This window comes from Pseudomonas resinovorans NBRC 106553 (assembly GCF_000412695.1).
Taxonomy (GTDB): domain Bacteria; phylum Pseudomonadota; class Gammaproteobacteria; order Pseudomonadales; family Pseudomonadaceae; genus Metapseudomonas; species Metapseudomonas resinovorans_A.
Window position 1 is genome coordinate 259,221 of the sequence record NC_021499.1, and the last position, 22,991, is coordinate 282,211.

General features: G+C 67.3%; 21 protein-coding genes. 10 read left to right on the forward strand and 11 right to left on the reverse strand.

Going from position 1 to position 22,991, the window contains the following annotated elements:
* Positions 1-111: 111 nt before the first annotated feature.
* Complete coding sequence (locus PCA10_RS01180; RefSeq protein WP_016490181.1) at positions 112-864, reverse strand: NRDE family protein; 753 nt, start codon at positions 862-864, stop codon at positions 112-114.
* Positions 865-1,034: 170 nt separating this feature from the next.
* On the opposite strand from PCA10_RS01180, the gene PCA10_RS01185 reads away from it, so the two are divergent.
* From PCA10_RS01185 to PCA10_RS01200, 4 genes are read left to right on the forward strand one after another with little or no spacing between them, the layout of a single operon-like run.
* Positions 1,035-1,817, forward strand: a complete 783-nt coding sequence (locus PCA10_RS01185; protein WP_016490182.1) for a sulfite exporter TauE/SafE family protein — start codon at positions 1,035-1,037, stop codon at positions 1,815-1,817.
* A 9-nt stretch (positions 1,818-1,826) separates the two neighbouring features.
* Entirely contained in the window at positions 1,827-2,630 is an 804-nt protein-coding gene (gene lgt, locus PCA10_RS01190) for a prolipoprotein diacylglyceryl transferase (RefSeq protein ID WP_016490183.1), read from the forward strand.
* Positions 2,627-3,421 (forward strand): thymidylate synthase, encoded by a 795-nt coding sequence (locus PCA10_RS01195; RefSeq protein WP_016490184.1) that lies wholly within the window; start codon positions 2,627-2,629, stop codon positions 3,419-3,421. The genes lgt and PCA10_RS01195 overlap by 4 nt, the downstream gene beginning before the upstream one ends.
* Positions 3,422-3,472: 51 nt before the next feature.
* Positions 3,473-4,471: a ribonuclease T2 family protein gene (locus PCA10_RS01200; protein WP_016490185.1), complete on the forward strand. Its 999-nt coding sequence runs from the start codon at positions 3,473-3,475 to the stop codon at positions 4,469-4,471.
* Positions 4,472-4,486: 15 nt separating this feature from the next.
* Here the strand turns inward: PCA10_RS01200 and PCA10_RS01205 are convergent, their stop codons facing one another.
* The 3 genes from PCA10_RS01205 to PCA10_RS01215 form a co-directional block, all read right to left on the reverse strand.
* On the reverse strand, positions 4,487-5,857 hold the full coding sequence (locus PCA10_RS01205) for a GTPase/DUF3482 domain-containing protein (RefSeq protein WP_016490186.1): 1,371 nt from the start codon (positions 5,855-5,857) through the stop codon (positions 4,487-4,489).
* Complete coding sequence (locus PCA10_RS01210; protein ID WP_051148018.1) at positions 5,850-7,256, reverse strand: DUF2868 domain-containing protein; 1,407 nt, start codon at positions 7,254-7,256, stop codon at positions 5,850-5,852. Before PCA10_RS01210 ends, PCA10_RS01205 begins: the two co-directional genes overlap by 8 nt.
* 86 nt (positions 7,257-7,342) lie before the next feature.
* Positions 7,343-8,878, reverse strand: coding sequence for a nucleobase:cation symporter-2 family protein (locus tag PCA10_RS01215; RefSeq protein ID WP_016490188.1), 1,536 nt, complete (start codon positions 8,876-8,878; stop codon positions 7,343-7,345).
* Between the two features lie 290 nt (positions 8,879-9,168).
* Here PCA10_RS01215 and PCA10_RS01220 point away from each other — a divergent pair, with 290 nt between their 5' ends.
* Positions 9,169-9,681, forward strand: coding sequence for a dihydrofolate reductase (locus PCA10_RS01220; RefSeq protein ID WP_016490189.1), 513 nt, complete (start codon positions 9,169-9,171; stop codon positions 9,679-9,681).
* 112 nt (positions 9,682-9,793) lie between these two features.
* On the opposite strand, the gene PCA10_RS01225 is transcribed toward PCA10_RS01220, so the two are convergent.
* From PCA10_RS01225 to PCA10_RS01240, 4 genes are all read right to left on the reverse strand, one after another.
* Positions 9,794-10,261, reverse strand: coding sequence for a metallophosphoesterase family protein (locus PCA10_RS01225; protein WP_016490190.1), 468 nt, complete (start codon positions 10,259-10,261; stop codon positions 9,794-9,796).
* A 39-nt stretch (positions 10,262-10,300) separates the two neighbouring features.
* Positions 10,301-11,680: a nucleobase:cation symporter-2 family protein gene (locus PCA10_RS01230; protein ID WP_016490191.1), complete on the reverse strand. Its 1,380-nt coding sequence runs from the start codon at positions 11,678-11,680 to the stop codon at positions 10,301-10,303.
* Positions 11,681-11,996: 316 nt separating this feature from the next.
* Positions 11,997-13,832, reverse strand: a complete 1,836-nt coding sequence (gene ilvD, locus PCA10_RS01235; protein WP_016490192.1) for a dihydroxy-acid dehydratase — start codon at positions 13,830-13,832, stop codon at positions 11,997-11,999.
* 255 nt (positions 13,833-14,087) lie between these two features.
* Complete coding sequence (locus PCA10_RS01240; RefSeq protein WP_016490193.1) at positions 14,088-15,284, reverse strand: class I SAM-dependent rRNA methyltransferase; 1,197 nt, start codon at positions 15,282-15,284, stop codon at positions 14,088-14,090.
* A gap of 177 nt (positions 15,285-15,461) precedes the next feature.
* On the opposite strand from PCA10_RS01240, the gene PCA10_RS01245 reads away from it, so the two are divergent.
* From PCA10_RS01245 to PCA10_RS01265, 5 genes are all read left to right on the forward strand, one after another.
* Positions 15,462-16,328 carry an HDOD domain-containing protein gene (locus PCA10_RS01245; RefSeq protein ID WP_041770089.1) on the forward strand — a complete coding sequence of 289 codons (867 nt, stop codon included), beginning with the start codon at positions 15,462-15,464 and terminating at the stop codon, positions 16,326-16,328.
* A gap of 30 nt (positions 16,329-16,358) precedes the next feature.
* Positions 16,359-17,171, forward strand: a complete 813-nt coding sequence (gene mutM / locus PCA10_RS01250; RefSeq protein WP_016490195.1) for a bifunctional DNA-formamidopyrimidine glycosylase/DNA-(apurinic or apyrimidinic site) lyase — start codon at positions 16,359-16,361, stop codon at positions 17,169-17,171.
* Positions 17,172-17,231: 60 nt separating this feature from the next.
* Positions 17,232-17,810 carry a lysophospholipid acyltransferase family protein gene (locus tag PCA10_RS01255; protein WP_016490196.1) on the forward strand — a complete coding sequence of 193 codons (579 nt, stop codon included), beginning with the start codon at positions 17,232-17,234 and terminating at the stop codon, positions 17,808-17,810.
* 70 nt (positions 17,811-17,880) lie between these two features.
* Complete coding sequence (locus PCA10_RS01260) at positions 17,881-18,219, forward strand: hypothetical protein (protein WP_016490197.1); 339 nt, start codon at positions 17,881-17,883, stop codon at positions 18,217-18,219.
* 126 nt (positions 18,220-18,345) lie between these two features.
* Positions 18,346-20,196 carry a Na/Pi cotransporter family protein gene (locus PCA10_RS01265; RefSeq protein ID WP_016490198.1) on the forward strand — a complete coding sequence of 617 codons (1,851 nt, stop codon included), beginning with the start codon at positions 18,346-18,348 and terminating at the stop codon, positions 20,194-20,196.
* A gap of 109 nt (positions 20,197-20,305) precedes the next feature.
* Here PCA10_RS01265 and ggt read toward each other — a convergent pair whose 3' ends face one another.
* From ggt to coaD, 3 genes are all read right to left on the reverse strand, one after another.
* Positions 20,306-22,015, reverse strand: coding sequence for a gamma-glutamyltransferase (gene ggt, locus PCA10_RS01270; RefSeq protein WP_016490199.1), 1,710 nt, complete (start codon positions 22,013-22,015; stop codon positions 20,306-20,308).
* A 3-nt stretch (positions 22,016-22,018) separates the two neighbouring features.
* Positions 22,019-22,270, reverse strand: coding sequence for a YfhL family 4Fe-4S dicluster ferredoxin (locus tag PCA10_RS01275; RefSeq protein WP_016490200.1), 252 nt, complete (start codon positions 22,268-22,270; stop codon positions 22,019-22,021).
* A 154-nt stretch (positions 22,271-22,424) separates the two neighbouring features.
* Positions 22,425-22,904, reverse strand: coding sequence for a pantetheine-phosphate adenylyltransferase (gene coaD / locus PCA10_RS01280; protein WP_016490201.1), 480 nt, complete (start codon positions 22,902-22,904; stop codon positions 22,425-22,427).
* Positions 22,905-22,991 lie beyond the last annotated feature (87 nt).

Sequence of the window (22,991 nt, forward strand, 5' to 3'; positions counted from 1 at the left end):
TGGGTCGGGCGGCGTTCCGCGAGCGAAGCGATACCCATCAGGTCCCACGAACAGCATGGGTATCGCAGGCTCAACCCATCCTACGTGGCTACGTCCAGGTAGGGGGGAGCGTCAGTCGCGCAGTTCCAGCCGCACATCCCCCAGCTTCGCCCCGTAGGGACCGTAGCTGCGCTCCACCAGCTCGCGGCTGCCGTCGGCGCGGACGATCAGTGCCGAGCTGGCGCGGGTGCCGTAGGTGCGGGTGGCGATGAACACACTGGAGAGCATGCGCTCGGTGTTCAGGCCCACGCCGGTCTCCGGGAGGATGTGATCCTGCGCCTGCTCCGGGTCGTGCAGCAGGTTCAGCAGGGCGTCGGTGGTCGGCGGCTCCAGGCACTCGGCGATGGCGGCCTTGCCCCGCTCGACCTTGGGCCAGGGCGTATCCAGGTCGGCGTTGGAGACGCCGTAGATGCCCGGCTTGAGGTTGATCGGGCCACCGCTGCGGGGATTGAGGAACCACAGCTCCCGATCGTCCCCCACCAGCAGGTTGAAGCCGGAGTACTCGCCCGCCCGGCGCATCGCGTCCTCGAGGAACTCGCCCGGCCCCATTTCCCCGCGCAGGAACTGCACGCAGAGTTCGCCGCGGGTGCGGCCGACCGGAGGGGTTCGTGGATCGCGGATGTTGGTGAGGGCGGCGAAGCGTCCCTTGGGCCCGGCGCCAAGCCAGGTGCCGCCTGCTTCCAGATCGCGGCCGGCGAGGACGCCGGGGGCGTCTTCCCACTTGGCGAGGGGCAGGGTGGGACGTGCGTAAAATTCATCTCGGTTTGCAGCGAGCACCAGCGGGACTTCGTGTCCGGGGCGCCATGCGAATACGATCAGGCACATGGAGTCGTCTCCTTTTTGTAAGCCGGAGTTTAGCAGCCTGTAGGAAAACTACCTCAGCTGCATCAGGTTGTCCTCTCTGGTTGTCGGCAGCTTTCGCCAGGCGTCCATCGCCCCAGGTGGAGCCGGATTCGGCCTTCCGTTAACATGCCGCTTTGTTTTCGGGGGTGTCCATGGAATTCCTGCTGTACCTGGTGCTCGGAGCCTGTGCGGGCGTCCTGGCAGGGTTGTTCGGCGTCGGCGGTGGCATGATCATCGTGCCGGTGCTGGTGTTCAGCTTCACCGCCCATGGACTGGCCCCGGAAATCCTCACCCACCTGGCAGTGGGCACCTCGTTGGCAACCATCATCTTCACCTCGATCAACTCGGTGCGCGAGCATCATCGCCGGGGTGCCGTGCGCTGGCCGATCTTCGCCTGGATGGCCGTGGGCATCCTCATCGGCTCCGGCCTCGGTTCCTTCACCGCGACCACCATCCAGGGGCCGGTGCTGCAGAAGATCATCGGTGTCTTCGCCATACTGGTGGCGTTGCAGATGGGCCTGGACCTGAAACCCAAGGCCAGCCGCGATGTCCCAGGCAAGCCGGGCCTGACCCTGGCGGGTGTGGTGATCGGCTGGGCGTCGGCGATCTTCGGCATCGGCGGCGGCTCGCTGACCGTGCCCTTCCTGACCTGGCGCAGCGTACCGATCCAGCAGGCGGTGGCCACCTCCGCGGCCTGCGGTCTGCCAATCGCCGCGGCGAGCGCGCTTTCCTTCATGCTGTTGGGCTGGGACAACCCCCGGTTGCCGCCCTACAGCCTGGGCTTCATCTACCTTCCAGCGCTGGTCGGCATTGCCGTCACCAGCATGTTCTTCGCCCGTTTCGGCGCGCGCCTGGCTCACCGGTTGTCGCCGCGCCTGCTGAAGCGCCTGTTCGCCCTGCTGCTGCTGTCAGTGGGCCTGAACTTTCTGATCTAAGGAGTTGTGATGCTGGCTTATCCCCAGATCGATCCGGTAGCCCTGGCTATCGGCCCGCTGAAGATCCACTGGTACGGCCTGATGTATCTGATCGGCATCGGCGGTGCCTGGTGGCTGGCCTCGCGCCGGTTGCACGCGTTCGACCCGACCTGGAGTCGCGAAAAGCTCTCCGACCTGGTGTTCTGGGTCGCCCTGGGCGTGATCGCCGGTGGTCGCCTGGGCTACGTGCTGTTCTACGACCTGTCCGCCTACATCGCCAACCCGCTGCTGATCTTCGAGGTCTGGAAGGGCGGCATGTCCTTCCATGGTGGCCTGATCGGCGTGATGCTGGCCACCCTCTGGTTCGGCAAGCGCAACAACAAGAGCTTCTTCCAGCTGATGGACTTCATCGCGCCCCTGGTCCCCATCGGCCTGGGCGCCGGCCGCGTCGGCAACTTCATCAATGCCGAGCTCTGGGGCAAGGCCACCGATCTGCCCTGGGCGATGATCTTCCCCACCGATCCGGCCCAGCTGCCGCGCCATCCGTCGCAGCTCTACCAGTTCGCCCTGGAAGGCGTGGCGCTGTTCGCCATCCTCTGGTTCTATTCGCGCAAACCCCGTCCGACCATGGCGGTTTCCGGCATGTTCGCGCTGTTCTACGGGATTTTCCGCTTCGCGGTGGAGTTCGTCCGCGTACCTGACGCCCAGCTCGGTTACCTGGCCTTCGGCTGGCTGACCATGGGCCAGGTCCTCTGCCTGCCGATGATTCTCGGCGGCATCGCCCTGATCGTCTGGGCCTATCGCCGCCAGGCCGCCCAAGGAGTCACCTCGTGAAACAGTATCTCGACCTGATGCGCCGCGTGCGCGAGACCGGCACCTTCAAGAGCGACCGCACCGGCACCGGCACCTACAGCGTGTTCGGCCACCAGATGCGCTTCGACCTGGCCGATGGCTTCCCGATGGTGACCACCAAGAAATGCCACCTCAAATCCATCGTCCATGAGCTCCTGTGGTTCCTCCAGGGCGACACCAATATCAAGTACCTGAAGGACAACGGCGTCTCCATCTGGGACGAGTGGGCGGACGAGGAAGGCAACCTCGGCCCGGTCTACGGCTACCAGTGGCGCTCCTGGCCGGCACCCAATGGCGACTCCATCGACCAGATCAGCAAGGTCGTGGAGATGATCAAGAAGACCCCGGATTCGCGCCGGCTGATCGTCTCCGCCTGGAACCCGGCCCTGGTGGACGAGATGGCCCTGCCGCCGTGCCACGCCCTGTTCCAGTTCTACGTCGCCGACGGCAAGCTCTCCTGCCAGCTGTACCAGCGTTCGGCCGACATCTTCCTCGGCGTGCCGTTCAACATCGCCAGCTACGCGCTGCTGACCCTGATGGTGGCCCAGGTCTGCGACCTGCAACCGGGGGAGTTCATCTGGACCGGCGGCGACTGCCACCTCTATGCCAACCACATCGAGCAGACCGACCTGCAGCTCACCCGCGAGCCGCTGCCGCTGCCGACCATGAAGCTCAACCCCGAAGTGAAGGACCTGCTCGCCTTCCGCTTCGAGGATTTCGAGCTGGTGGGCTACCAGTCCCATCCGCACATCAAGGCGCCGGTCGCCGTCTGACCCGCCGCGCCGGGGCGTTCTGCCCCGGCCGTCGCCCCGCCAGGAGCCTCCATGAAAGTCCCCTTCGCGGCACTGCTCGCCGGTCTCGTCGGCCTCTGGTCGAGCACCAGCGCCTGGGCCGAGCCCGCCCAGGGCAGCTTCGTCGCCAGCAAGCGCTGCGAGGCGTTCCAGTCCATCCGCAAGCAGACCAACCCGGATGGACTCGAAGTCCGGCCCGGCCAGCGCTTTGAGGTGGTGGAGGTGAACAAGCGCGAATACGACTGGCTGCGCGTGCGCATGCCGGGCAGCGCCACTCCGCTGCGCTGGGTATCCGCCGAGTGCGGAACGGTGGAGGGGCTGTCGTTCAATACCGGCCAGGCACCCAGGCCTGAGACCGGCGGGGATGTCTGCAGCACGCCGGACCAGCACGACGGTTACGTGCTGGCCGCCACCTGGCAGCCGGGCTTCTGCGAGCACGCCAACTACAAGGGCAGCAAGCCCGAGTGCGAGGGGTTGGCATCCGGCGAGTTGAATATCGCCCACTTGACCCTGCACGGCCTCTGGCCCAACCGCGAGTCCTGCGGGAAAAGCTACGGCCATTGCACCGGGCCGGCGCTGGACCTATCGCGGCAGACCCTGGCGTATGTGCGCCCGTGGATGCCGAACTTCCAATACGGCACCAGCTTCGGTCGCTACCAGTGGGACAAGCACGGGGTCTGCCAGACCCAGATGGACGACGACGCCTACTTCCGTCGCGCCGCCGACCTGGTACGCCAGCTCGACCAGTCCCTGGCGGGGCGCTACATAGTCGCCAACCTGGGCGGCGCCATCTCCAAGGACGCCTTCTATCGCAAGGTGGAAGAAGATTTCGGCAGCCGGGAGGCGCGCAACAACTTCCTGCTCATCTGCAGCGGCAAGTACCTGCAGGAAGTGCGGGTTTCCCTGCCCCGCGAGCTGAAACCGGCGGACAGCCTGGTGGGGGTGGTCGACGGCCAGTTCGCCGCCCGCCGTTCCCGTGACCGCAACGAGTGTTCCGCCGACCGCATCCTGATCGAAGCCGGCGGCATTTGACCTGACCCCACGGCTTCAGGACCTCAGGGCCTGGGCGAGCAGCGCCACCTGCCCCTGGCGCTCGGCCTGCTCCAGCTCGGCACCGGCATTCAGGGATGACCACTCCGGGTGGGCCCTGGCCTTGCTCAGCACCGCCGGCAACTTGCCTTCGCGCCATTGCCGTTCTTCCGGCGGGGCGATGCGCACCGCCTCGAAGGCGGCGTGACCACGGGCATCCAGCGCCGCCAGCAACAGGCGCTGGCGCAGCGCCAGCAGGCGCAGGATGGCGTCGTCCACGGTCAGCTCCCGTTGCCCCTTGATCTTGCCCAGCAGGCGCTCGCCATAGTGGCCGAAGGTCTGCCAGGCGCCGCCGGCGATGGCGCCCAGGGCCGCCGCCGCGCCCAGGGTGAGGCCGCCCACCAGCAGGTCGACGCCGGCGCCGGCCGCGGCGCCCGCCGCCATGCCGCCGCCCAGGCGTACACCCAGCTGCTTGAGCGTCTCCGGGTTGAACAGGTCGTCGCCCCAGCGGCCGCCCAGCAAGGGCAGGTCACTGGTGGCGGCATCCTCCTGGCCGAAGGCGTAGAGCCGCAGCAGGGCCTCCACGCAGCGTTGCTCGCGCTGGCGCACCTGCTGGCGCAGTGTCTCGGTGGCGGCTTGCAGGGCAGCCTCCTGGGCCGGCACGCTGCGGCGGCAGGCGGCGACGTCCAGCAGCAGCTCGGCGATCAAGCGGCTGCCGGCTTCCAGGCGCAGTTGACGTTGCGCCTGGTGGTCGTCCACCAGGCGCTGCAATTGCGGGCGCGCCCGCTCCAGCAGCAAGGCGAGGCTGTCGTACAGGCGCTGCTCGCCGTCGATGGGCGGGGCCACGCTGTCGAAGCGCACCAGGGCGTGCAGGCCCAGGCGGGCCAGCGCTTCCCGCCAGTCGCTTTCGCGGTGGTCGTCGCTGGCGACGAAATTCAGCACGGGCAGCAGTGGCCGGCCGCACATGGCCAGCACCGCCAGCTCGTCGCGGTACTTGGCCAGCACCGGTTCCCGTGCGTCGATCACATAGAGCCCCGCGTCGGACGCGAGCAACTGGCGCAGCACCTTGGCTTCCTGCTCGAAGCGCTGGCGCGCCTCGCTGCCATCGAGGAAGCGGGCGAGTCGGGCCGGACCATCCAGGCGCTCGCCGGGGCGGTCCTGGCGTTCCAGGTGATCCAGCAGGGCGATGGCGTCTTCCAGGCCGGGGGTGTCGTAGAGCTCCAGCAACGGCTGGCCGTCCACCGACAGCCGCGCGCCTTCCACATGGCGGGTGGTGCTGGGGCGATGGGACACCTCGCCGAAGGTCCGATCGCGCAGCAGGGTTCGCAACAGCGAGGTCTTGCCGACGTTGGTGTGGCCGACCACAGCCAGTTTCAGCGGCTTAGTCATGACCGGTCTCCAGCCAGGTCAGTGGGGCGCCCTGGGCCAGGGGCAGGTCCAGGCGTTGCAGCGCCTGGTGCCAGTCCTCCAGGCGCTGGCTGTCGAGGGCCTCGCCTGAGGGCGCCGGCAGCAGCCAGACGCGGGTGGCGCTGGCACTGCGCGCGAGTTCGCCGATCAGCGCCAGGGTGCCGCGATCGGGCGAGCGTCGAGGGTCGCACGCCACCGCCAGGCGCTCGGGGGGAAAGCGGCTCAACTGGTCCAGCAGGCGCTGGCGCTGCTCGCGGCTGTCGAGCACGCCGGCATCGCCGACGCCCTTGGGTAGCGCGGGCGGCCAGGGGCGCCGGTCATCCAGTTCGATGGCGACCAGCAGGGCGCCCTGGCTGGCGCCATCGAGGCTACCGGCTTGGGGTTCGGGCAGTTCGGCGGGCGCCGCGTCGCTGACCCCGAGGCGCTCGCTGGCCGGCTGCAGGCGTTCGCGCAGCAAGCCGTAGCCGGGCAGGCCGAGGTCCAGGTCCAGGCGCGCGCGTCCGCGCAGCCAGCGCCAGAGGCAGAACAGGCCGAGCAGCAAGCGCGGCAGCAGGCCGTAGGTGAAGGTGACGCCCAGGAGCCAGCCGGACCAGGCCTGGCGTGCGGCTTCCTGGTCCAGCACGTTGCTGCTGGCGCGGATGGTCTCGGCATCCGGCAGGTTGAAGCCGAAGAGGGACGGCAGCGCGCCCAGGGCCTGGGCGAGGAACACGAAAGTGTCGCCACCGAGGATGGTGGTCTCCCAGACGAAACCGTAGCGGCGTGTCGCGAGCAGCAGCAGGAGCACCAGCAGGGCGCTGCCCAGGCTCAGCAGCCAGGCGCCGTGGACCAGGGCACCCAGGCCCCAGCGGGTCAGGCCCTGGCGTTGCAGCAGCAGGAGCAGGGCCGGGGCCAGGTGCGCGGCCTGGGCGTCGCGGGCAAGCTTGCCGCTGGCCCACAGCCAGAACCGTCCCAGCACGCTCGCGTTGCTCCCAAGACCGAAGGACAGGAGCCAGCCCAGCAGCGTCAGCAGGTGCAGCCCGAGCAGGCTGCCCAGGGCCCAGAACAGGTTGACCGGGCGCTGGCCGTCGCCAAGGGCGGCCAGTGCCAGCCCGACGCCGCTGACCAGGGCCAGCACCATCAGCAACAGGCCGGCGAGTTGGGCGCCCTGGCGCCAGTGCTGCAGGGCCTGGGTCTGGCCATCGCGCTCGGCCAGCCAGAGGGCGCGGGCCTGGATGCGTTGCGCCAGGTCGCCGCCGGCGGCATTGGCGCGGCGGTTGGCTTCGGCGTCGTCGAGGGGGCCGGCGTGTTCTTCGCGCAGGCGAATGGCCTCGGTCAGCCAGAGCTGGTCGAGGCGCGAGAGGGGGGAGGTGTGGGGATTGGCGTCGCTCACGAAGGGCCTCATGGCCAAGGGTGAGCCCAGAGAATAACCGCTGTGGCGAGGGGCTTCACGAAAAGCGCAGGCCGGCGCAAGGCGCCGGCCTGAACCCGTCAGTGGCCGTGGGAGCTGGCCGCCACCTTGACCCGGGGGGCCGGTGGTGTGTCGTGGTGGTCCTCATGCTCGGCGACCTGCACTTCCTTGCCGTCGCAGTCGTACAGCTTGCCGTCGCGGAAGTAGTCGCCTTCGTGCAGGGCGGCGATGTCCTGGTAGCGGATCCTGCGGTCGCTGGCGGCGACGAACACCGATTGCTGGTCCGAATTGCCGGCCTTGAGGTGGTTGAAGATCAGGTTCAGCAGGATCGCCATGATCGCCGCCGAGCTGATGCCGGAATGGAAGATGGTTTCGAACCAGGCCGGGAAGTGGTGGTAGAAGGTCGGCGCGGCGATCGGGATCATGCCGAAGCCGATGGAGGTGGCGACGATGATCAGGTTCATGTTGTTGCGGTAGTCCACCTGGGCCAGGGTACGGATACCCGCGGCGGCCACGGTGCCGAACAGCACGATGCCGGCGCCGCCTAGCACGGCGGTGGGCACTGCGGCGATCAGCCGCCCCATCACCGGGAGCAGGCCCAGGGTCACCAGGATCAGGCCGGCGGTGGCCACCACGTAGCGGCTCTTCACGCCGGTGACGGCCACCAGGCCGACGTTCTGGGCGAAGGCACTCTGGGTGAAGGAACCGAACAGCGGTGCCAGCGAGCTGGAGATCATGTCCGCGCGCAGGCCGTTGCCCAGGCGCTTGGAGTCGACCTTGGTGCCGATGATCTCACCCACGGCGAGGATGTCGGCCGAGGTTTCCACCAGGGTCACGATGATCACGATCAGCATCGACAGGATCGCGGCGATGTGGAACTCCGGCATGCCGAAATGCAGCGGAGTGGGCAGCGCCACCAGCGGACCTTCCAGCACCTTGGAGAAGTCGGCCATGCCGAAGAACACCGCGGCCACGGTACCGATCACCATGGCCAGCAGGATGGACAGGCGCGAAATGCTGGCGCTGCCCAGCTTGCTCAGCAGCAGCACGGTGCCGAGGGTGAAGGCGGCCAGGCCGATGTTGGCGACGCTGCCGAACTCCGGCGACTGGCTGTTGCCACCCATGGCCCAGCGGGCGGCCACCGGCATCAGGGTGAGGCCGATGGTGGTGATCACGATGCCGGTCACCAGGGGCGGGAAGAACTTGGTGATCCGCGAGAACACCGGGGTTATCAACAGGCCGATCAGCGAGGCCGCGATTACCGCACCGAGCACGGCAGGGATGCCGCCGGCGCCGTTGCTGCCGATGATCGCGATCATGGTGGCCACGCCGGCGAAGGACACGCCTTGCACCAGGGGCAGCTGGCAGCCGAAGAACGGCAGGCCGATGGTTTGCAGCAGGGTGGCCAGGCCACCGGCGAACAGTGAGGCAGCGATCAGCAGGCCGATGTCCGCGGGCGTAAGCCCGGCAGCCTGGCCGATGATCAGGGGTACCGCGACAATTCCGCCATACATGGTCAGTACGTGCTGCAGACCGTAGGCGAGGTTGGCTCCAATGCCGAGGTTTTCGTCTTCCGGACGCTGCTCCGGAGACGGACTTGCGGATGGGACTGTCATGGTGATGCACTCGCGTTTTGTTATTGTGTCGGCAACTGTAGACAAGTACCTAGCCTATTGGCTAGTGCTTTGTATACAATTTTTTCTGCGACGTTTTCCTGCTATCTCCTGCCCAACAATCGCTAACTTCTGCGAAATCTCGAAAACAATCAGTTGACCATTCGGTCAGGAAGATGCTTGGCGACGAATGGCGCTCGGTGGATTGTCCACAGGCGGTTTCGATAAAGCCTCGCCGACACCCCGCCGCCCTTGGCTTTCTCTCCCGGGCGGCAGTCGGTATCCTCGCCGCCATGAAAAAGAACCTGCCTCTCTGCCTGATCGCCGCCCTCGCGCAGAACCGCGTGATCGGCCGCGACAACCAACTGCCCTGGCACCTGCCGGCAGACCTCAAGCACTTCAAGGCCATGACCCTCGGCAAGCCGATCATCATGGGCCGCAAGACCTGGGACTCCCTGGGCCGCCCGCTGCCCGGCCGGCTCAACCTGGTGGTCAGTCGCCAGCAGGGCCTGGTGCTGGAAGGGGCCGAAGTCTTTCCCAGCCTGGAAGCCGCCATCGAGCGCGCCAGCGCCTGGGCATGGGAGAAAGAGGCCGACGAGCTGATGCTGATCGGCGGCGCCCAACTCTACACCGAGGGCCTGGCCGCGGCCGACCGTCTCTACCTGACCCGCGTGGAGCTGGCTCCGGAAGGCGACGCCTGGTTCCCGGAAGTATCGCAGCAGGACTGGCGCCTGGCCTCCAGCGTCGCGCACGAAGCGACGACCGATACCCCCGCCTACGCCTTCGAGGTGTGGGAGAAGCGCTGAGTCGCTGTGCGCTGTAGGTTGGGCCAAGCGCAGCGCGGCCCAACTAGGTTTGCAAATGTTGGGCTTCGCGTCGCTCAGCCGCAACCTACGGCCCGTGCGGGGATGAGCGGCGTCAGATATCCAGCTCCCGCAGCTCGGCCTTCACCTCGCCATTCCCTATTAGCAGAAACCCCACCGATACCGGCAGCTTGAACCGCCGTGGCCCGGCGCTGCCCGGATTCACGTGCAGCAGCCCGGCGCGCTGGGTGATGAGTGGCTTGTGGGAATGTCCGGTGATCACTGCGGCGAAACCTCGTTCGCCGAGGTCGGCGGGGATATCGGCCTGGTCGTGCACCAGGTAGATGCCGGTTTTGCCCAGCCAGAGTTCTTCGATCTCGCCTATCGACCGGGCCCAGGGCTCCTGGTCGTTATTGCCGCGCACGGCGGTCAGCGGCGCCAACTGGCGCAGGGCGTCGAGGATCTCGGGCTTGCCGATGTCACCGGCGTGGAGGATGTGGTCGCAGCCTTGCAGCGCCGCGAGGGCCTGGGGGCGAAGGAGACCGTGGGTGTCGGAGATCAGGCCGATGCGGAGGGAGGTCATGGCGTGGGCCCCAGCGAGTGATGGGGCCCATTCTGCCACTTAGCGGGACTGCTCGGCGGTATCCGGCAGGAACCAGTTCAGCAGCAGGGCGCAGAGGCCGCCGGTGGCGACGCCCGATTCGAGGATGTTGCGCAGCGCCGCCGGCATGTGGGCGAGGAACTCCGGCACCTGGGAAACCCCCAGGCCCAGGGCCAGGGACACGGCGATGATCAGCAGCGCGCGGCGGTCCAGGGTGGTGCCGGCGAGGATATTGATGCCGGACGCGGCCACCGCGCCGAACATCACCATGGCGGCGCCGCCCAGCACCGGCTCGGGGATGGCCTGGAGCACGCCGGCCACCGCCGGGAACAGGCCCAGCAGCACCAGCATCAGGGCGATCCACAGGCCGATATGGCGGCTGGCGATGCCGGTCAGCTGAATCACGCCGTTGTTCTGCGCGAAGATCGAGCTGGGGAAGGTGTTGAACAGGCCCGCCAGCAGCGAGTTGGCGCCGTTCACCAGCACGCCGCCCTTGATCCGTTGCATCCACAGCGGGCCTTCCACCGGCTGGCGCGACACCTTGCTGGTGGCGGTGACGTCGCCGATGGCTTCCAGTGAGGTGACCAGGTAGATCACCAGCATCGGCACGAACAGCGACCAGGAGAAACCCAGGCCGAAGTGCAGCGGCACCGGCACCTGCACCAGCGGCGTGTCGTGCAGGCCGCTGAAATCCAGGCGGCCGAGCCAGGCGGCCAGGGCGTAGCCCACCAGCAGGGCGATGACGATGGCGCAACTGCGCATCCACACCACCGGGATGCGGTTGAGCAGCAGGATCACCGCCAGCACGGTGCCCGACAGCAGCAGGTTCTCGCCATTGGCGAAGGTGCCGTTGGCCATGGCGCCGAAGCCGCCGCCCATGCTGATCAGGCCCACCTTGATCAGGGTCAGGCCGATCATCAGCACGACGATGCCGGTCACCAGCGGGTTGATCAGCCGTTTGACGAAGGGCAGCACGCGGGAGATGCCCATCTCGACGAAGGCGCCGGCCATCACCACGCCGAAGATCGCGGCCATCACCGCCTCCACCGGAGTGCCCTGCTTGACCATCAGCGCGCCGCCGGCGATCAGCGGGCCGACGAAGTTGAAGCTGGTGCCCTGGACGATCAGCAGCCCGGCGCCGAACGGCCCGAAGCGCTTGCACTGGACGAAGGTGGCGATACCGGAGACCACCAGGGACATGGACACGATCAGGTTGGTGTCCCGCGCGGACACGCCCAGCGCCTGGCAGATGAGCAGGCCGGGGGTGACGATGGGCACGATGATGGCCAGCAGGTGCTGCAGCGCGGCCAGCATGGCGGCCAGCGGGCGCGGCTTGTCTTCCAGGCCGTAGAGCAACTCGTTGCGAGCCTCGATGGCGGGGGGTTTTTCCAGTGAAGTCATGGCGATCGACCGCGAAAAAAGCGGCGATTCTACCTGAGTGGTCAGATTTGGTGAGGCGCGCTGGTCTCTGTGGGGGCGAATTCATTCGCCAAGCGGACCGAAGGTTCGCCTTCGTACCAGAGGGGCGGCTGCGCCGCCCATGGCGATTGAAATCGCCCCCACAAGAACGGAAAAGCCCGGCGCTGGGCCGGGCTTTTTGTTTCATGTGAGATGGCGCTTGGCATCCCTGCCGAGGCTCCGCATTCCTCTGAACCCCCGGCCCGGCCATCCATGGCCGGTCGTTCGCCGGGGCAACGCATGCGTTGCCTGATCCGGCTTACCCCAGCATCGACTTGTCACGCACCGCGCCCTTGTCGGCGCTGGTGGCGAGCAGGGCGTAGGCCTTCAGGGCGGTGGTCACCTTGCGTGCGCGGGGCGCGACGGGTTTCCAGCCTTTCTTGTCCTGTTCGGCGCGGCGGGCGGCCAGTTCTTCATCCGATACCAGCAGGTTGATGCTGCGGTTGGGGATGTCGATCAGCACCTTGTCGCCGTCCTGCACCAGGCCGATGGCGCCGCCTGCGGCCGCTTCCGGCGAGGCGTGGCCGATGGACAGGCCCGAGGTGCCGCCGGAGAAGCGGCCGTCGGTGAGCAGGGCGCACTGCTTGCCCAGGCCCTTGGACTTCAGGTAGCTGGTGGGATACAGCATTTCCTGCATGCCCGGGCCGCCTTTCGGGCCTTCGTAGCGGATGATGACGATGTCGCCGGCCTTCACTTCATCGGCGAGGATGCCTTTCACGGCGCTGTCCTGGCTCTCGAAGATCTTCGCGTTGCCTTCGAACACATGGATGGACTCATCCACGCCGGCGGTCTTCACCACGCAGCCGTCCAGGGCGATGTTGCCGTAGAGCACGGCCAGGCCGCCTTCCTGGGAGTAGGCGTGCTCGACGCTGCGGATGCAGCCTTCGGCGCGGTCGTCGTCCAGGGTGTCCCAGCGGGTCGACTGGCTGAAGGCGACCTGGGTGGGGATGCCGGCCGGGCCCGCGCGGAAGAAGGTGTGCACGGCTTCGTCACGGGTCTGGGTGATGTCCCACTGGGCGATGGCGTCGCTCATGCTCGGGCTGTGCACGGTGGGCACGTCGGTGTGCAGCAGGCCGCCACGGGCCAGCTCGCCGAGGATGCTGAAGATGCCGCCGGCGCGGTGCACGTCTTCCATGTGGTACTTCTGGATGTTCGGCGCCACCTTGCACAGCTGCGGGACCTTGCGCGACAGGCGATCGATGTCGCGCAGGTCGAAGGCGATCTCCGCCTCCTGGGCGGCGGCCAGCAGGTGCAGGATGGTGTTGGTGGAACCGCCCATGGCGATGTCCAGGGTCATGGCGTTCTCGAACGCCTTGAAGCTGGCGACGTTGCGCGGCAGCACGCTGTCGTCGCCTTCGCCGTAGTAACGCTGGCACAGCTCGACGGCCAGGCGGCCGGCACGCAGGAACAGCTGTTCGCGGTCGCTGTGGGTGGCCAGGGTGGAACCGTTGCCCGGCAGGGACAGGCCGAGGGCCTCGGTCAGGCAGTTCATGGAGTTGGCGGTGAACATGCCGGAGCAGGAACCGCAGGTGGGGCAGGCGCTGCGCTCGTACTCGGCGACTTTCTCGTCGGAGCAGGAGTCGTCGGCGGCCACCACCATGGCGTCCACCAGGTCCAGGCCATGGTTGGCCAGCTTGGTCTTGCCGGCTTCCATCGGGCCGCCGGAGACGAACACCACCGGGATGTTCAGGCGCAGGGCGGCCATCAGCATGCCGGGGGTGATCTTGTCGCAGTTGGAGATGCAGACGATGGCGTCGGCGCAGTGGGCGTTGACCATGTATTCCACGGAGTCGGCGATGATCTCGCGGCTCGGCAGGGAATAGAGCATGCCGTCGTGGCCCATGGCGATGCCGTCGTCCACGGCGATGGTGTTGAATTCCTTGGCCACGCCGCCGTGCTTCTCGATCTCGCGGGCTACCAGCTGGCCCAGGTCCTTCAGGTGCACGTGGCCGGGCACGAACTGGGTGAAGGAGTTGGCGATGGCGATGATCGGCTTCTTGAAGTCCTCGTCCTTCATCCCGGTGGCGCGCCACAGGGCACGGGCGCCGGCCATGTTGCGGCCGTGGGTGGAGGTTTTCGAGCGGTAATCGGGCATGACGGTTTCCTGCGGCTAATCAGGTATCGGTAAGAGTCTCATGGTGAGCGCGGAACGTACCGGATGCAAACGGCAGGTGGCCGTTCGGTCGGTGGTGGCCGGAAGGCGGGGCGGGGTCACCGCTCGCTCGGCCGGGGCTCACTGGCCCGCCGGAGGATGGTTGGCGAGGAATCGCCCGATTCTACGCCTGGCCCGGGCGCCAGGGAAAGGCTGGCGGTCGGGCCGGCGCAGGGGCCGGCCCGGGGGATCGCGCGCTTAGCTGTTGGGCAGCAGGCGGCAGGTCAGGCTCTTGATGTAGCGGGTTTCGCTGATGGCCGGGTGTACCGGGTGGTCCGGGCCCTGGCCGCCGCGCTCCAGCAGGATGATGTTGCGGTCCAGGTGGCGGGCGCTGTTGAGCAGGATGTTCTGCAGGTCGTCTTCCGGCAGGTGCATGGAGCAGGAGGCGCTGACCAGGATGCCGTCCTTGTTCAAGAGGCGCATGGCTTGCTCGTTGAGGCGGCGGTAGGCGGCCTCGCCGTTCTTCAGGTCCTTCTTGCGCTTGATGAAGGCGGGCGGGTCGCAGACCACCACGTCGAAACGCTCTTCGGCGGCTTTCAGTTCCTTCAGCGCCTCGAACACATCGCCTTCCACGCAGGTGACCTGCTCGGCCACGCCGTTGAGGGTGGCGTTGCGCTCGACGCCGTCGAGGGCGAAGCCGGAGGCGTCGACGCAGAACACTTCGCTGGCGCCGAAGGCCGCGGCCTGCACGCCCCAGCCGCCGATGTAGCTGAACAGGTCGAGGACGCGCTTGCCCTTGACGTAGGGCGCCAGGCGCGCGCGGTTCATGCGGTGGTCGTAGAACCAGCCGGTCTTCTGGCCTTCCATCACTGGGGCCTCGAACTTCACGCCGTTTTCTTCCAGCTCGACCCATTCCGGCACCACGCCGAAGGCGGTGTCCACGTAGCGTTCCAGGCCTTCGGCGTCACGGGCGCTGGAATCGTTCTTCCAGAGCACGCCGCGGGGCTTGAGCACCTGCACCAGGGCGTCGAGCACGGCGTCCTTGTTGCGCTCCATGGCGGGGGAGGCCAGCTGCACCACCAGGTGATCGCCGAAGCGGTCCACCACCAGGCCCGGGAGCAGGTCGGAATCGCCGTAGACCAGGCGGTAGAAAGGCTTGTCGAACAGACGCTCGCGCAGGCTCAGGGCGACGTTGATGCGGTGCACCAGCAGGGACTTGTCCAGCACGTGCTTGGTGTCGCGGGACACCAGGCGGGCGCAGATCAGGTTGTTCGGGGAGAGCGCCACGACGCCGAGGGGCTTGCCGCCGGCGGCTTCGAGAATCGCCTGGTCGCCCGGCTGGAAGGTGTTCAGCGGGGTGGCGACCACGTCCACCTCGTTGCTGTAGACCCACAGGTGGCCGGCGCGCAGGCGTCGGTCGGCGTTGGCTTTTAGGCGCAGGCTGGGCAGGGACATGTGTCGCTCTCCGGAAAAAAGGCGGCGATTATACCGCAGGCCAGGCCTGCTCCGGAGGCCGCCGGGCGGTGTCGGCGACGACTTGGCACGATGGTCGGAATTTCGCCCGATTACCCGCGCAAGCCGTCGGTGCAACCGGGTAGACTGTCGGCTCGCTCAATCTCCCTATGCATTCCCATGGCTCAAGAACTTTCCGCAGATCAGATCCGTCAGGTCCTGCAGGGCATCAGTGTGCCGCCGCAGCCGCAGATCATGGTCGACCTGCAAATGGAGCAGGTCATGCCCAACCCGGACCTCAAGTCCATCGCGCGCCTCATCAGCCAGGACCCCGGCCTGTCCGGCGCCCTGCTGAAGATCGTCAACTCGCCGTTCTTCGGCCTGACCAACCGCATCGCGTCGATCCAGCAGGCGGTGAACCTGCTGGGCTGCAACACGGTGATCAACCTGATCAACGCGCAGTCGATCAAGGGCGAGATGAGCGACGAGACCATCGTCACCCTCAACCGCTTCTGGGATACCGCCCAGGACGTGGCCATGACCTGCCTGACCCTGGCCAAGCGCATCGGCTACCAGTCCGCCGACGAGGCCTACGCCCTCGGCCTGTTCCACAACTGCGGCATCCCGCTGATGCTCAAGCGCTTCCCCGACTACATGACGGTGATCGAGGAAGCCTACGCCAGCGCCGGCCCAGAGCGCCGGGTGGTGGACACCGAGAACCGCCTGCTGAACACCAACCACGCGGTGGTCGGCTATTTCACCGCGCGTTCCTGGCGCCTGCCGGAGCACCTCTGCGAGGCCATCGCCAACCACCACAACGCCCTGGCGATCTTCACCGACGACTCCAGCCGCGACGCCCAGCTCAAGACCCTGCTGGCGATCCTCAAGATGGCCGAGCACGTCTGCGCCTCGCACCTGGTGCTGGGCAACCAGGCCGAGGACTACGAGTGGATGAGCATCCGTGGCCAGGTGCTGGACTACGTGGGGCTCTCGGAGTACGACTTCGAGAACCTCAAGGAGACCATCCGCGAGCTCGGCGTGAGCTGAGCCGCGTCGACTTTCGCCGCCGAGACACCGATGCCTGAATTACCCGAAGTCGAAACCACCCGCCGTGGCATAGCGCCCTTCCTCGAAGGGCAGCGCGTCAGCCGGGTGATCGTGCGCGAGCGCCGCCTGCGCTGGCCGATCCCCGAGGACCTGGATGTGCGCCTGTCCGGCCAGCGCATCCTGGTGGTGGAGCGGCGCGCCAAGTACTTGTTGCTGGGGGCCGAGGCCGGCACGCTGATCAGCCACCTCGGCATGTCCGGCAGCCTGCGCCTGGTGGAAGCCGGGCTGGCTGCGGCCAAGCACGAGCATGTGGATATCGAGCTGGAGTCGGGCCTGGCCCTGCGCTACACCGATCCGCGCCGCTTCGGGGCGATGCTCTGGAGCAGCGATCCGCTCAACCACGAATTGCTGCGCAACCTGGGGCCAGAGCCGCTGACCGAACTGTTCGACGGCGAGCGCCTGTTCCAGCTGTCCCGTGGCCGCAGCATGGCGGTCAAGCCCTTCATCATGGACAACGCAGTGGTGGTGGGCGTCGGCAACATCTACGCCAGCGAGGCGCTGTTCGCCGCCGGCGTCGATCCGCGCCGCGAGGCCGGCAGCATCTCCCGGGCGCGCTACCTGGCGCTGGCCACGGAGATCAAGCGGATCCTCGCCCAGGCCATCGAGTGCGGCGGTACCACCCTGCGCGATTTCGTCGGTGGCGACGGCAAGCCGGGCTACTTCCAGCAGGAACTGTTCGTCTACGGCCGGGGTGGCGAGTTCTGCAAACAGTGCGGCTCGACCCTGCGGGAGATCCGCCTGGGCCAGCGCGCCAGTGTCTACTGCCCCCGTTGCCAACGCTGATTGCGTGCCGGGCCGCCAGGTCCGGCGCGCTCGACAAGAAAAACAAGAGAAGTCCGCTCCATGTACGGTAATTACCTGCCCCGCAATCCTTTCTCCGAAGCCCTGGGTCGCGGCCTGCTGCGCCTGATGGGCTGGCGCATCGAAGGCCAGCTGCCGGCCCTCGACAAGTTCGTGGTGATCGGCGCCCACCACACCTCGAACTGGGATTTCGTGCTCTTCCTCGCGGTGAAGTTCGTGCTGCGCCTGAACGCCCGCTGGTTCGGCAAACACACCATCTTCCGCTGGCCCTTCGGCGGGCTGATGCAGCGCTGGGGCGGCGTGCCGATCCACCGCCACCTCAAACTGAACATGGTGGACCAGGCCGTGGAGCGCTTCCGCCAGAGCGGCGAGTTCATGCTGGTGATTTCCCCGGAAGGCACCCGCAAGCGGGTGGAGCGCTGGAAGATGGGCTTCTACCACATCGCCCGGGGTGCCGGCGTGCCGGTGGTGCCCACCGCGCTGGACTACGCCAACCGCCGGGTGGTGATTGGCCAGCCGTTTTCGCCCAGCGGCGACGAGCAGGCCGATCTGCGTCAGTTGCTGGCCTTCTACCGCCCCTACGTGCCGAAAAAACCCGACTACGCTTTCAATGGCGATTGAAGGCCGTCACGCTGTCAATTCGCCATGCGCTGTATAGTTTTCGCACACTCATAGCTGAAGGACCGCCCGCATGAACCTGTTCCGCACCTCCGCTGCCGTCCTGGCGCTGACCACTGGCCTGCTGGCGCTGCCGGCTAGCGCGGAAGTGGTGCCTCCGAACGCCAGCGGCGATCCCATGTATACCGCCAACGCCCCCACCGGCTACCGCATGGCCGGCGACGTGCTGATCGCACGCCCCTTGCTGATCGGCGCCACCGTGATCGGTGCCGGCCTGTTCCTCGTCAGCCTGCCGTTCTCCGCCCTGGGCGGTAACGTCGGCGAGGCGGCCCACGAGCTGGTGGGCGTGCCGGCGCAGGAAGCCTTCGTGCGCTGCCTGGGCTGCACCATCAGTGGTTACAGGGAAGACTGACCTCTCCTTGGCTCCACCCCGACGGCTCCGCAGAGGGGCCGTCGATGCTTTCGGATGCTTCGTCGCTTGTGGTCGCCTTTGGTATCGGCTAATACCTGAACCTCGTCTGGTGAAGGAATACCGTCCGTGAAGCAATACACCCGCATCACCCTGCTCATCCTCATCATCGTCGCCCTGGCCGGCAGCTTCTGGTTCAGCTCCGGCTGGCTGGAGCTCTGCGCGGGCCTCGCGCTCTTCCTGTTCGGCATGCAGTGCCTGGAAGAGGGCCTGCGGCAACTGGCCGGCGGCAAGCTGGAGCAGCTCCTTTCCAGCAGCACCTCCACACCCTTCAAGTCGCTGATGTTCGGTATGTGCGGCACCTTCGTGCTGCAGTCCAGCACGCTGGTTTCGCTGCTCACCATCGCCTTCATCAGCGCCGGGCTGATCCAGCTGGCCGGCGGCATCGCCATTCTGTTCGGCACCAACCTCGGCGCCACCAGCGGCATCTGGCTGCTGGCCATGGCGGGGCAGAACCTCAGCCTCAGCCCCCTGGCGCTGCCGCTGCTGGTGTTCGGCGTGCTCAGCGGCTTCTTCGGCGAGAAGAGCAAGGCGGCCGGACGCATCGTGCTGGGTATCGCCTTCATCTTCCTCGGCATCGACCAGATCAAGGACGGCTTCGCCAGCTTCGGCGGCGACATGGACCTGACCAGCTACGAGGCACAGGGCGTGCTCGGCAGCCTGCTGTTCGTGCTGATCGGCCTGTTGGTGACCGTGGTGCTGCAATCCAGCCACGCCACCCTGATGCTGACCCTGGCGGCCCTGGCCGGCGGCCAGGTGGACCTCGTCCAGGGCTTCGCCATCGCCATCGGCTCCAACGTCGGCAGCAGCGTCACCACCGCCTTCGTCGGATCCCTTGGGGGCAACCGCAGCGGCCAGCGCCTGGCCCTGGCCCATGTGCTGTTCAACGTGGTCACCTGCACCATTGCCTTCATCCTGCTCGGGCCGCTGACCTGGCTGGTCAGTGTCATCGCCGGGGCCACGGGCCTGGGCGAGAACAAGCTGATCCAGCTGGCCATGTTCCACAGCCTGATCAACGGTATGGGCGTCGTGCTGTTCTGGCCCATCCAGGGACGTCTCGCCCAATGGCTGGTGCGTTGGCTGCCGGAGCGCGAGGAGCCGCAGGTGCTGATCACCGAGCTGGCCGCCGACCCGCAAGCGCCTGCCCGTACCCAGGCGCGCTATCTCAACGAGCGTGCCCTGGACTCGGTGGATGCCGCCGCCGGTGCCGTGGTGCGCGAGTTGCGCCACCTCGCGCGGCTGAGCCTGGAGGTGATCTGCCACGCGCTCTACCTGCCCGTGGACCAGCTGGCCCGTGTCCAGGGCGACGAACAGTTGCTGCAGGCGCGACCGGAACCCCAGCACCTGGATGCCGAGGGCCTCTACCAGCGGCACATCAAGGGGGTGTACGGCGACCTGCTGAGCTTCATGGGACGCCTCGACCTGCCCCTGGACGAAGCGCACCAGCAGTTCTGGGTGAACTGCCAACTGGCGGCCTTGCAGCTGGTGGACGCGGTGAAGGATGCCAAGCACCTGCAGAAGAACCTCGGGCGCTTCCTCGACCAGGGGCCGTCACCCCTGCGTACGGCCTACGTGGACCTGCGTCGCCACCTCCTGGCGATGCTCCACGAAGTGCGTGAGCTGGCGCGTTCCGACCTGCCGCAGGAGGCCTGGGATGCGCGCCTGGAGTGGTTGAACGAAAAGGCCGCGAGCTTCGACGGCGCCTTCCGCACCCGCCTCTTCGAGAGCGTGCGCAAGGGCGAGCTGGACGGCCTGCAGACCAGCTCGCTGATGAATGACCTGGGTTACACCAGCCGGATCTTCCAGAGCCTGCGCAACGTGCTGATGCTGGGCGAAGGCCAGCTGATGTTCCGCGAGCTGCAGCGGCTGGCTGGGGACGAGGAATCGCTGATCGTGCAGGGCAGCGAACGTCCGTCCTGACGGGGGAAGTTTGGGACGGGCTGGGAGAACGGGCCGCTGGGGCGGCCCTTCGCGAATGAATTCGCTCCTACACGCGAGGGGTAGCCCGGATGAAATCCAGGGGTGCCGCCTAGCGTACCTTCTCGACCTCGAGGATTTCCGACAGCCCAACGCCGCGCGGGTCGCTGGCGGCTTCGAGGGTGCCCTTGGCCTTGTTCCAGAACAGCACCTGCTGGTTGCCGTAGTTGCGTTCCAGCGGCTTGAGGGTGTGGCCGCGGGCGCGCAGTTCGGCGCTTTCGCTACTGCTGAAAGCCCCCGGCTCGTGCTCGATCTGATCCGGCAGGTACTGGTGGTGGTAGCGCGCCACGGCCGGCCAGCGGCTGACCGGCTGACCGTCCAGGTACTCCAGCACCGAGAGCAGCACCATGCTCGGAATCCGGCTGCCGCCCGGCGTGCCGAAGGCGGCGAACTCCTCATCGCTTTCGATGAAGGTGGGGCTCATGGAGGACAGCGGGCGTTTGCCCGAACCCACCGCGTTGGCCTGGCTGGCGGCCAGGCCGTAGGCGTTGGAGCCGGCCGGGTCCGCGGCGAAGTCGTCCATCTCGTCGTTCAGCAGCACGCCGGTGCCGGGCACGGTGAAGGCGGCGCCGAACGGCAGGTTGATGGACAGGGTGGCGGCCACCGCGTTGCCGTCCTTGTCGATCACCGCGAAGTGGGTGGTGTGGTCGCCTTCACGCCACGGCGGCGAGGGCGGCAGGCTGCTGCTGGGGGTTGCGCGGCGCGGATCGATACCGGCGGCAAGGTCCTTCAGGTAGTCGGCGTTCAGCAGCTTGGCCTGGGGAATGGCGACGAAGTCCGGGTCGCCCAGCAGGCCCCGGTCGCGGTAGGCGCGGCGCAGGACTTCCACGACGTAGTGGGTGCGTTGCACGCGATCGGCCTTGCGCCATGGTAGTTCCTGCAGCATGCCCAGGCTCTGGGCCAGGGCGATGCCTCCGGCCGAGGGCGGCGGCGCGCCGATCAGTTCGCGGTCGTCGGCCAGGCGGAAACGGATCGGCTGGCGTTCCACGGTCTTGTAGTCGGCCAGGTCGCGCAGGCTCCAGATACCGCCGGCGGCGTTCACCCCGCGCACCAGTTTCTCGGCGGTCAGGCCGCTGTAGAAGCCGGATTTGCCGTAGCGGGCGATGCGCTCCAGGGTGTTGGCCAGCTCTGGTTGGCGCAGCAGGCTGAATTCCTCCGGGATGTCGCCCTTGTGGTCGAGGAACAGCCGCGCCGTTTCGCGATCGTCGCGCATGGACGACAAACGCATGAGGGCGCGATCGCGGTAGATGCGGTCCACCGAGATGCCATCGCGGGCCAGGCGGATAGCCGGCGTCAGGCTGTCGGCCAGGGGCAGGCGACCGTAGCGGCCGGAGAGGTCGGCAAGGGCCGCCGGCAGGCCGGGAATGGCCGCGGCCAGCGGGCCGTCCAGGGACAGCGCCGGATCGACCTTGCCATCGCGCAGGTACAGGCGCGGATGGGCGGAGAGGGGCGCGCGTTCGCGGGCGTCGAGGAAGACGTAGGTGGGCTTGTCGCCGGCCTTGCGGAGCAGGAAGAAGCCGCCGCCACCCAGGCCCGAGCCATAGGGCTCGGCGACCGCCAGGGCGGCGCTAATGGCCACGGCGGCGTCGAAGGCGTTGCCGCCCTGGGCGAGGGTTTCCAGGCCGGCCACCGTGGCCGAAGGATGGGGCGTGGCGACTGCGGCGCGGCCGGGTTCGGCGGCTTGCAGCGCGCCCGCGCAGAGCACCAGCAGCGTCGCGAGGATCGCGCTGCGGCGGTGGAAGCCGCTTACCGGGCGGCCCATGGCTCAGGCCTTGCCGGTGAGCTTCAGGTACTTCTGCATCAGCTCATCCTTGTTTTCGACATGGGTCTCGTCCAGTGGAATGCAGTCGACGGGGCAGACCTGCTGGCACTGGGGCTCGTCGTAATGGCCGACGCACTCGGTGCACAGGTTGGGGTCGATCACGTAGATCTCTTCGCCCTGGGAAATCGCGCCGTTCGGGCACTCGGGTTCGCAGACGTCGCAGTTGATGCAGTCGTCGGTGATCTTGAGGGACATGGGGAACAACTCCTGCCGTCGCCAGGCAGCGGCGGCCTTAAACAGAAAATAGCCGGAATTGTGCCGGATTGCCGTGATCGACGCACGCGCCGATCACGGTCTGGGGCCTTTACAGGATCTCGCGAGCCGCTCCGACGCGCAGCAGATCCTGAGGTCAGCGCTTGAAGCGCTGGGCCAGGGCCTCGGCCACGGCCGGATGGACGAACTTGCTGATATCGCCGCCCAGGGCCGCTATTTCCCGCACCAGGGTCGAGGAGATGAACGAATAGCGCTCCGACGGGGTGAGGAACATGCTCTCCACGTCAGGCGCCAGTTGGCGGTTCATGTTGGCCAGCTGGAACTCGTACTCGAAGTCCGACACCGCGCGCAGGCCACGGAGGAACACGTTGGCGTTCTGCTCCTTGACGAAGTGCGCCAGCAGCGAGGAGAAGCCCACCACCTCGACGTTCGGCAGGTGCTTGGTGACTTCGCGGGCCAGTTCGACACGCTGCTCCAGGCTGAACAGCGGATTTTTCTTCGGGCTTGCGGCTACGGCGATGATCACGGTATCGAACAGGCGCGAGGCGCGTTCGATCAGATCGCCGTGACCCTTGGTGATGGGGTCGAAAGTGCCCGGATACAACACTCGGTTCATCGCGACGTCCTGGCAGGGGACCGAAAGGGACTGGGATGGTAGCGCAGCGAACTCCAGCGGCCAAGAAGTGCGCTCAACCTGCGGGCG